This is a genomic window from Actinotalea ferrariae (assembly GCF_019733465.1).
GTDB lineage: Bacteria > Actinomycetota > Actinomycetes > Actinomycetales > Cellulomonadaceae > Actinotalea > Actinotalea ferrariae_A.
Genome location: NZ_JACVQL010000399.1, coordinates 1 through 2,396 on the forward strand (window position 1 = coordinate 1; position 2,396 = coordinate 2,396).

Annotated in this window: 2 protein-coding genes; both read right to left on the minus strand. The window is 78.6% G+C overall.

Going from position 1 to position 2,396, the window contains the following annotated elements:
- Positions 1 to 1,345: gluconokinase (locus tag ICW40_RS21720; protein ID WP_221655785.1), on the minus strand; the 1,345-nt coding region annotated here is incomplete at its 3' end.
- Positions 1,342 to 2,396 (minus strand): mannitol dehydrogenase family protein (locus ICW40_RS20310; RefSeq protein ID WP_221655786.1); only part of this gene is annotated, 1,055 nt, incomplete at its 5' end. The genes ICW40_RS20310 and ICW40_RS21720, both read right to left, overlap by 4 nt.

Genomic DNA, 2,396 nt, shown 5'->3' on the forward strand with positions numbered 1-2,396 from the left:
CCTCGGCCCCCAGGGCCGCGGCGCCGAGCGCCGAGCCCGCGACCGCGTCGACCACGCGCACGGGCCGGCCGAGCGCGGCCGCCAGGCTCTCGCGCCAGACGGCCGAGCGGAGCGCTCCCCCGGTCGCCCGCACCTCGTGCACGGGGTGCAGCGCCTCGAGACGGTCGACGAGCCCCGCGAGCTGGTTCACGACGCCCTCGACGGCCGCGCGGACCAGGTGACCGCGGCCGTGGCCCGGGCGCAGCCCCAGGTAGGCGCCCGGGAGCGTCGGGTCCCACGAGGGGGCGCGCTCGGGCAGCAGGTGCGGCAGCATGACGAGGCCGTCGCTGCCGGGCGGGACGGTCGCGGCCTCGGCGAGCAGCGCCTCGGCGAGCGGGGCCTCCTCGGGCTGCCGGGTACCGGACGGGGCGCCGGGAGCGAGGGCGTCGGCCGCCCAGCGCAGGACGACCCCGCCCGTGCTCACTGCTCCGCCGAGCACCCAGAGCGGCCCGCGCAGCGCGTAGCAGAACAGGCCGGGGTCGAGCCGTTCGGGCGGCGTCGACGTCACGGTGCGGACGGCTCCGGACGTGCCCAGCGACAGGCCGAGGACGCCCGGCCGGAGCGCGCCGACACCCAGGTTGCCGAGCGGGCCGTCGGCCGCCCCCGCGACGACGGCCGTGCCGACCGGCAGCCCCACGCGCCGGGCGACGTCCGCCCGCAGCGCGAGCACCGTGCCCGGCTCCACGACCGTCGGGAGCACCCCCGCCGGCACGCCGGCGACCGCGAGCGCCTCGGCGCTCCAGCGGCCCGTCCGGCGGTCCAGCAGCCCCGTGCCCGACGCGGACGACCGGTCGGTCACGGTGGAACCCGTGAGGTGCGCGAGCACGAGCGCCTTGAGGTCGACCCAGCGCCGCGTGCGCCGCAGGACCTCGCGGTCGTGGCGCGCGAACCACAGGAGCTTCGCGAGCGGCGACATCGGGTGGACGGGCGTCCCGGTGAGGTCGTGCAGACGCGCGGCCACCCCGGACGCGCGGAGCTCGGCCGCCACCGCGACCGCGCGGCCGTCCGCCCACGTGAGCAACGGCGTCGTCGGCTCGCCCGAGGCGTCGAGGCCCACGAGACCGTGCATCGCGGTGCTCACCGACAGGCCGGCCGTGCGGACGGCACCGCCGGCGCCGAGCCCGCGCAGGCACTCGGCGAGCGCGTCGTCGACGGCCGCGAGCACGGCTGCCGCGTCCTGCACCTGATGGCCCGGCTGGGGCTCGAGCAGGGGGTACGGGCGCGTCGCGACCGTTCGCGTCCCGCCGGTCGAGAAGGCGACGACCTTGGCCGCCGTCGTGCCGACGTCGATGCCGATGACGGTCACGCGCGACCGACCTCCTCGACCTGCGCGAGGACGGCGGCCACGACGGTCTCGTCCTCGGCCACCTCGGGGTCGAGGAGGCCGAGCACGCGCCGGACGGCGGGCGCCAGCGGGCCTGCGGCGGCCGCCCGCACGCGCTCCGCGTCCGCGTCCCGCACCGGACCGTCGCCCCGCAGGTGGCACATCCAGGCGGCGACGACGCGGCTCGCGCCGGCGCCGAGGCGGCCCCGCTCGCGCTCGGTGCGCAGGGTCGGCAGCACGCGCACCGGCAGCTTGAGCGATCCGTCGGTCGCGATCTGGTCGAGGCGGTGGTGGATCCGCGGGTTCGCGAAGCGCGTGAGCAGCGCGTCGCGGTACGCGGCGACCTGGGCCGCCGGGAGGGGCACGTGACCGGACGCCTCGTCCCACCACTCCTCGACCCACGTGCGGCACGTCGCGTCGGCGACCGCCTCCGCCACGGTCGTGAGCCCCCGCGCGAGCCCGGTGTAGGCGAGGAGCGAGTGGGCGCCGTTGAGCAGCCACAGCTTGCGCTTCTCGTACGGGTCGACGTCGGCCACGACGAGGGCGCCGGCCCGGTCCCACGCGGGACGACCGGCGGCGAAGGTCCCCGCGAGGACCCACTCGCTGAACGGCTCGGTCACGACGGGCGCCGCGTCGGCGACACCCGTCGCCGACCGCACGCGAGCGACGTCGTCGGCGGTCGGCTCGGGCGTGATCCGGTCGACCATCGTGGTGACGGCGGTGACGTGCGCCTCGACCCAGGCCGCGAGCGTCGGGTCCAGCGCCTCCGCGAGGTCGCGCACGGCACGTGAGACGGCCGCGCCGTTGCCGGGCAGGTTGTCGCACGGGACGAGCGTGAGCGGTCCGGCGTCCGCTCGACGGCGGGCCGCCAGGCCGGCGACGAGCCGAGCCGGCGCGGTGCGCACCAGGGCGCGCGGGTCGGCCCGCAGCGCGTCGAGGTCGGCGCGCACGTCGGGCCGGTCGAGGTCGAGGCCGCCGTCCGCCCGCAGCGCGTAGCCGGCCTCCGTCACGGTCGACGTGACCAGCGCGACCG